This is a genomic window from Luteococcus sp., assembly GCF_043424415.1.
In the GTDB taxonomy this organism is placed as follows: domain Bacteria; phylum Actinomycetota; class Actinomycetes; order Propionibacteriales; family Propionibacteriaceae; genus Luteococcus.
In genome coordinates this window covers 1-7,226 of the sequence record NZ_JBHWOO010000101.1, presented here as the reverse complement: position 1 = coordinate 7,226, position 7,226 = coordinate 1, and the positions used below count along the sequence as shown (strand labels likewise).

Below are 7,226 nucleotides of genomic sequence, written 5' to 3'. Positions count from 1 at the left end.
CCAGTAGAGCGAGGTTCGCCAGAACTTCCTCACCCAGCTCCAGAAGGGCCAGATCCGCAACGGTGTGGTCTCCTCGATCGTCCACTTCGGCGCCTTCGGCGACCTGGGCGGCGTGGACGGCCGCGTGCACGTCTCCGAGCTGTCCTGGAAGCACATCGACCACCCGAGCGAGGTCGTCGAGGTCGGCATGCCCGTCACCGTCGAGGTGCTGGACGTCGACATGGACCGCGAGCGCGTCTCGTTGTCGCTGAAGGCCACCCAGGAAGACCCGTGGCAGACCTTCGCCCGCATGCACCAGATCGGTCAGATCGTGCCGGGCAAGGTCACCAAGCTCGTCCCCTTCGGCGCCTTCGTGCGTGTCGAGGAGGGCATCGAGGGCCTGGTCCACGTCTCCGAGCTGGCCGAGCGCCACGTCGAGATCCCCGAGCAGGTCGTCACGGTCAACGACGAGGTCATGGTCAAGATCATCGACATCGACCTCGAGCGTCGTCGCATCAGCCTCTCGCTGAAGCAGGCCCACGAGGGCATCGACCTCGGCTCCGACGACTTCGACCCGTCGCTGTACGGCATGACCGCCAGCTACGACGAGCAGGGCAACTACATCTACCCCGAGGGCTTCGATCCGGAGACCAACGAGTGGAAGCCCGGCTTCGAGGAGCAGCAGCGTGCGTGGGAGGCGCAGTACGCCGAGGCCCAGGCCCGGTGGATGGCCCTCAAGAAGCAGGCCGAGGAGGCCGAGCAGGCCGACAAGAATGCCGTTGTCGAGACCAGCAGCAGCGCCCCGACCTACTCGTCCTCGGCCCAGGCCGATGTCGAGCCCGAGGGGTCGCTGGCCTCCGACGAGGCCCTGCAGGCCCTGCGCGACAAGCTCTCCGGCAACGCCTGAGCTGATGAACTGGTGAACCCTGCTGTGGCAGGGTGAGCACCGAAGGGCCCCGACCATGCGGTCGGGGCCCCTCGTCGTGTCCGGAGGTCCAGCGGTTCGCCACGGCTGGGAGGGTGCGGGGCACTAGCATCTGTGCCATGTATCCCCCGATCTCCCCCCACGATTGCGGGATGCTGACGGTAGGACCCTCCCTCGATCTGTACTGGGAGACATCCGGCAATCCCGAAGGCATCCCGGTCCTGTACCTGCATGGCGGACCCGGCGGCATCCTGCGCCCCGGCTACCGTCGCCACTTCGACCCGTCGAAGTACCTCATCATCGGCCTGCAGCAGCGCGGTGCCGGTCGCAGCACCCCAGCAGACGCTTCCCCCGAGCGTCTGGTGGAGGGCACCGACACGGCCCGCCTCGTCGCCGACATCGAGGTCGTGCGCGAGCACCTCGGCATCGACTCCTGGCTCGTCAGCGGTATCTCCTGGGGCTGTACCCTGGCCTTCCACTACGCCCTGGGTCATCGTGACCGCGTGCGTGGCCTGGTGCTGGTGGCGGTCACCACCACCAGCCCCGACGAGGTGGACTGGATCACCGAGGGCGTGGGCATGATCTACCCGGAGGCATGGCAGCAGCTGGCCGCAACCGTGGCCGCCCACAGCGACTGGGCGCCCGGCAAGGGGCGCCTGGTCGACGCCGTGGCCCAGATCATGCTCACTGCCGACGCGGAGGTGCGCACCGAGATGGCGCTGGCCTGGATGGACTGGGAGCAGACCCACATCCAGATCGGGCTGCCGGTCGACCAGTTGCGCCCCGCCAAGGTCGGTGACGAACCGATCGCCCAGCAGATGGCCTTCACCACCCTGGTGAGCCACTACTGGTCGCGCCATGCCGCCCTCGACCCGCAGTGGTTGCCCGACGGCCCCCTGCTCGGCCGCCTGGCTGCCCTGGAGGGACTGCCGCTGTGCATGGTGCACGGGCGCCGTGACATCTCAGGGCCGGTCGCCGTGCCGTGGGCGGTCAAGGCGGAGCTGCCCGAGGCCCAGCTCCACGTCGTGGAGGCCGAGGGCCATGGCGGGGAGCACATGATGGAGCTGTGGTGCCGGGCCACCGACTCCTTCGCGGCCAGCGGTGACTTCCAGCTGGGCCCTGCCTGATCCCGCCCCGCACCGGGCACTGCGTGGCCCTGGTCGGGCCCGCCGTGGCGCAGTCGGGTAGCGTCGTCACGTGCGAGGGGACGTGACGATGCGAGGGAGTGGCGATGATCAGGGTGGGTCTGACCGGGGGCATCGCCTCGGGCAAGTCGACGGTGGGCGAGCAGATACGTCTTCTCGGTGCGCTGGTGGTCGACTCCGACCAACTCGCCCGCGATGTTGTGGTGGCCGGCAGCGAGGGCCTCGCCGAGGTGGTGGATCACTTCGGAAGCGAGGTGCTGCAGGCCGATGGCAGCCTGGATCGCGCCCGGCTGGGCAGCATCGTCTTCGGCGACGAGCAGGCACTGGCGGTGCTCAACGGCATCATCCACCCCCGGGTGCGCGAGGCGAAGGCGTCCATCGAGGCGCAGGTCGAGGACCCCTACGCGATCGTGGTGCACATGGTGCCGCTGCTGGTGGAGACTGGCCAGGCCGATGACTTCGACGCCCTGGTGGTGGTCGATGTCGACGAGCAGGTCCAGCTGGAACGCCTGATGGCTCGCAATGGCCTGGACGAGCAGCAGGCCCGGGCCAGGATAGGGGCCCAGGCCAGCCGGGTCGAGCGGCTCCGGGTGGCCGATTTCGTGATCCGCAATGATGCCGGTCTCGAGGAGCTGGCCGAGCGCACCCATGCCGTCTGGCACGAGGTGCTCAAGCTGCGCGGCCAGCAGGGGGACGGCTGCGGCTGCTGAGCCGTGATGGCAGAGCCGTCCTCTGCCGATGCAAGGATTCGGCGTGGTGTGCGCACATCTCAGTGCTTTCTGAACGAAATCTCAGACGAATCCCGCAACATCCCCACCGGTGGCGTGCATGGACAGTGTGAAAGATGCGGTGGACGCGTCCTCCATGTCAAGGAGAGTCACCATGAACACCAGCCCTCGCATCCTCGCCCCTGCCGCCGGCCTGGCCATGGCCGCCAGCCTGGCCTGCTCCCTTCCCGCCGATGCGGCGGTCGCCAAGGGGGCCGCCACCGGCCGGACCACCGCCCAGCTCAGCGTCCGCACGGCGCCCACCACGCAGGCGCAGCAGCTGGGCATCCTCCACAAGGGCGACAAGGTCACCGCTACCTGCAAGGTGCGTGGCCAGTGAGCGGCGGGCAATGACATCTGGTACCAGATGCGCGACGGCGAGGGGGTTGCCTTCGTGGCCGCCCGCTACGTGAAGAACGTCGGGGCGCTGCCGCACTGGTGCCACGGCAATACCACCACCGTCCTGACGGCCCGCACCCGCGCGGCGGTCAAGCAGGCCCCGCTGGCGAAGGCGCCCACCGTGCGTACCATGGCGCCCCGCAGCCACGCGACCGCGGTGTGCCGCGTCGAGGTGCAGCAGGCCAGGGGCGGCACCCAGGGCTGGTACTACCTGCGTGACGGACGCTGGGTGGCGGTGAACTCGGTGCTGGCCAAGCACGCGACCGCTGCCTGCCACTGACCCCCTTTCATGGCCCCGGCGCCACGCCGGGGGCCATCCTCTTGTCAGTGGGCCCGGGTAGCCTCTTCGTCATGCGCAAGGTAGACGAGATCCAGCGGGTGGTGGCCCCCTTCACGATGCAGGCGGGTTTCGAACCATCCGGTGACCAGCCCCAGGCGATCGATGAGCTGGAGCGGCGCATCAGGGCCGGTGAGCAGGACGTGGTGCTGCTCGGCGCCACCGGCACGGGCAAGACGGCGACCATCGGCTGGCTCACCGAGCGGCTGCAGCGTCCGGTGCTGGTGATGCAGCCCAACAAGACGCTGGCTGCCCAGTACGCCAACGAGCTGCGCCAGTTCTTCCCCGACAATGCGGTGGAGTACTTCGTCAGCTACTACGACTACTACCAGCCTGAGGCCTATGTGCCGCAGACCGACACCTACATCGAGAAGGACTCGAGCCTCAACGAGGAGGTCGAGCGGCTGCGCCACTCCACCACCGCCAGCCTGCTCACCCGTCGCGATGTGATCGTGGTGGCCACGGTGAGCGCCATCTACGGCCTGGGCACGCCCGAGGAGTACGTCGACCGGATGGTGAAGCTTCGGGTGGGGGAGGAGTACGAGCGCGAGGCGCTGCTGCGTCGCCTGGTGGAGATCCAGTACGCCCGCAATGACCTGGCCGGGACCCGCGGCACCTTCCGGGTGCGGGGTGACACCGTCGAGGTCTTCCCGATGTACGAGGAGAACGCGGTGCGCATCGAGTTCTTCGGCGACGAGGTGGAGGCCCTGAGCACAATGCACCCGCTGACCGGCGAGGTGCTGAGCACCGATGACGAGATGTACATCTTCCCGGCGACGCACTATGTGGCCGGTCCGGAGCGGATGGAGCGGGCCATCGTCGGCATCGAGGCCGAGCTCGAGCAGCGCCTGGGCGAGCTGCACCAGCAGAACAAGCTGCTGGAGGAGCAGCGGCTGCGGATGCGCACCAGTTATGACATCGAGATGATGCGCCAGATCGGCACCTGTTCCGGCATCGAGAACTACTCGCGCCACATGGACGGACGCCAGGCCGGCGAGCCCGCCCACACCCTGCTGGACTTCTTCCCCTCGGACTTCCTGCTGGTGATCGACGAGTCGCACGTCACTGTGCCGCAGATCGGTGGCATGTACGAGGGCGATGCCAGCCGCAAGCGCACCTTGGTGGACCACGGCTTCCGGCTGCCCAGTGCGCTGGACAACCGGCCGCTGCGCTTCGAGGAGTTCGTCGAGCGCATCGGCCAGACGGTCTACCTGTCCGCCACCCCCGGCAACTACGAACTGGCCCGCTCCGACGGCTTCGTCGAGCAGATCATCCGGCCCACCGGCCTGGTGGACCCCGAGATCATCGTCAAGCCCACCAAGGGCCAGATCGACGACCTGCTGGCCGAGATCCGCCCGCGGGCCGAGCGCGACGAGCGGGTGCTGGTCACCACGCTCACCAAGAAGATGGCCGAGGACCTCACCGACTACCTGATGGAGAACGGGGTGCGCACCCGCTACCTGCACTCCGAGGTGGACACGCTGCGGCGCGTCGAGCTGCTGCGCGAGCTGCGGATGGGCGAGTACGACGTGCTCGTGGGCATCAACCTGCTGCGTGAGGGCCTCGACCTGCCCGAGGTGAGCCTGGTGAGCATCCTGGACGCCGACAAGGAGGGCTTCCTGCGCTCCGACCGCTCCCTGATCCAGACGATCGGCCGTGCCGCCCGAAATGTTGCCGGCCAGGTGCACATGTATGCCGACAAGGTGACCCCCTCGATGGAGCGGGCCATCGACGAGACGAATCGTCGCCGCGCCATCCAGGTCGCCTACAACACCGAGCACGGCATCGACCCGCAGCCGCTGCGCAAGAAGATCGCCGACATCACCGACATGCTCGCCCGTGAGCAGGCCGACACCGCCGAGCTGGTGGGCAAGGCCAATCCCCGGGGCAAGCGCCCCACCTCGCCGCTGCCGGGGGTGGTGGAGAAGGCCCGTGGGCTCGACACCTCGAACATGGCCGTCAGCGAGCTGGCCGACCTGGTGCAGGAGCTCACCGACCAGATGCAGACCGCGGCCGAAGAGCTGCAGTTCGAGCTCGCGGCACGCCTGCGCGACGAAATCGGCGACCTGAAGAAGGAGCTGCGCGCCATGATCGAGGCCAACAAGTAGCCGTCAGTCGGGCCTCCCGGCCCGGCCGGGACGACGAGAAGGGCCCCTCCCCGCCAACGGGGATGGGCCCTTCACCATGGGAGCAGCGGCGCAGGTCAGTGCATCGCGTCGAGCTCCTCCTGGCTCATGCCGCGGGTCTCCATCAGGCTCGCGACGGTGGTGACCAGCAGGGTGCCGACGATCACGCCGAGACTGAGCTCGATGCCGATCTCGGCCCAGTCGCCCACCAGGTGGTAGTGGTGCGCGGCGTGCAGGACGAGCTTGATGCCGATGAAGCCGAGGATCACCGACAGGCCGATGGGCAGGTAGACCAGCTTGGTGAGCATGCCACCGATCAGGAAGTAGAGCTGGCGAAGGCCCATCAGCGCGAAGACATTGGCCGTGAAGACCAGGTAGGGCTCCTGGGTGAGGCCGTAGATCGCCGGGATCGAGTCCAGGGCGAAGAGCACGTCGGTGGAGCCCAGCGCCACGATCACCAGGAACATCGGGGTGAACAGGCGCTTGCCGTCGATCTTGACGGTGCTCTTGGTGCCCTGCCAGTCGTCGGTGAAGGGCAGCGTGCGCTTCACCCAACGGATCATGAGGTTCTCGGTGGCCTCGTCGTCATGGTCCTTCTCGAAGTAGTCCTTGACCAGGCCGAAGGCGGTGTAGAGCAGGTAGGCGCCGAAGATGAAGAAGACCCAGGCGGCGGCCTCGATCATGCTCTTGCCCAGCGCGATGAAGATGCCGCGGAAGACCAAGGCCAGGATGATGCCCACCAGCAGTGCGTACTGCTGCAGCTGACGGGGCACCTTCATCTTGGCCATGATGATGATGAAGATGAACAGGTTGTCCAGGCTCAGGCTGTACTCGGTGAGCCAGCCGGCGAAGAACTCCTTGCCGTACTGCGGGCCGGAGAAATACGTGACGCCGATGCCGAAGAGGATGGCCAGGCCCACGAAGACGCCGACGAAGATGCCGCACTCCTTCATGGACGGTTCGTGTGGCCGCCGTCCGATCACCAGCACGTCGAAGAGCAGCACAGCCGTCATGACGCCGATGGTGATCAGCCAGGTGTAGAGATGGATTTCCACGCGGAACCCTTTCAGGGAAGGTCTTCGGAGGTCTCGTCCGCCCATCTGGGCGGCAGGCCCGGATACCGGTCAGCGGCACCGTGGTGACGGGACTGCACTTTCAGGAGTACTCCCCTCCGGTACAAGAGTTTCCCACTGCCCACCCGGGTTCGCGCAATCCGACCATCTGGTGGAGTCTCAGGAAGCCCGTGCCCTCGAGTCGCTGTCGATCTCGCTGAACTCCCTACCGCGGCCCTCGCGGGTGAGCAGCACGGCCGTCGCGGTGATGGCGAAGGCGGCCAGGTAGGCCAGCGCGATCGGGATGACCGAGTCCCAGCGGCGCATCAGCTCTGCCGCGAGCAGGGGAGTGAAGCCGGCGCCCAGGGTCGAGGCGCTCTGGTAGGCCAGGGACGTGCCGGTGTAGCGCACCTCGGTGGGGAAGAGCTCGGACAGGAAGGCGGTGTAGGGGCCGAACAGCGCCCCTTGCACCAGGGCCTGCCCGACGATGATCGCC

Annotated in this window: 6 protein-coding genes and 2 pseudogenes; 6 read left to right on the top strand and 2 right to left on the bottom strand. The window is 67.6% G+C overall.

The features are described from left to right. Nucleotides 1-7: 7 nt before the first annotated feature. The 6 genes and pseudogenes from ACHFFZ_RS06250 to uvrB all read left to right on the top strand — a co-directional run. Nucleotides 8-886 (top strand): annotated as a pseudogene (locus tag ACHFFZ_RS06250) (S1 RNA-binding domain-containing protein); the annotation flags it as partial. Between the two features lie 170 nt (nucleotides 887-1,056). Beyond that, a complete protein-coding gene (locus tag ACHFFZ_RS06245; protein WP_394275798.1) occupies nucleotides 1,057-2,031 on the top strand; it encodes an alpha/beta fold hydrolase in 975 nt (324 codons plus the stop codon). Between the two features lie 104 nt (nucleotides 2,032-2,135). Continuing rightward, on the top strand, nucleotides 2,136-2,759 hold the full coding sequence (gene coaE / locus ACHFFZ_RS06240; RefSeq protein WP_394275797.1) for a dephospho-CoA kinase: 624 nt from the start codon (nucleotides 2,136-2,138) through the stop codon (nucleotides 2,757-2,759). Between the two features lie 172 nt (nucleotides 2,760-2,931). After that, nucleotides 2,932-3,156 (top strand): hypothetical protein, encoded by a 225-nt coding sequence (locus tag ACHFFZ_RS06235; protein WP_394275796.1) that lies wholly within the window; start codon nucleotides 2,932-2,934, stop codon nucleotides 3,154-3,156. 27 nt (nucleotides 3,157-3,183) lie between these two features. Continuing rightward, on the top strand, nucleotides 3,184-3,495 hold the full coding sequence (locus ACHFFZ_RS06230) for a hypothetical protein (RefSeq protein WP_394275795.1): 312 nt from the start codon (nucleotides 3,184-3,186) through the stop codon (nucleotides 3,493-3,495). A 71-nt stretch (nucleotides 3,496-3,566) separates the two neighbouring features. Then, nucleotides 3,567-5,660, top strand: coding sequence for an excinuclease ABC subunit UvrB (gene uvrB, locus ACHFFZ_RS06225; protein ID WP_394275794.1), 2,094 nt, complete (start codon nucleotides 3,567-3,569; stop codon nucleotides 5,658-5,660). A 95-nt stretch (nucleotides 5,661-5,755) separates the two neighbouring features. On the opposite strand, the gene ACHFFZ_RS06220 is transcribed toward uvrB, so the two are convergent. After that, nucleotides 5,756-6,733 (bottom strand): TerC family protein, encoded by a 978-nt coding sequence (locus tag ACHFFZ_RS06220; protein ID WP_394275793.1) that lies wholly within the window; start codon nucleotides 6,731-6,733, stop codon nucleotides 5,756-5,758. Between the two features lie 177 nt (nucleotides 6,734-6,910). After that, nucleotides 6,911-7,226 (bottom strand): annotated as a pseudogene (locus ACHFFZ_RS06215) (hypothetical protein); the annotation flags it as partial.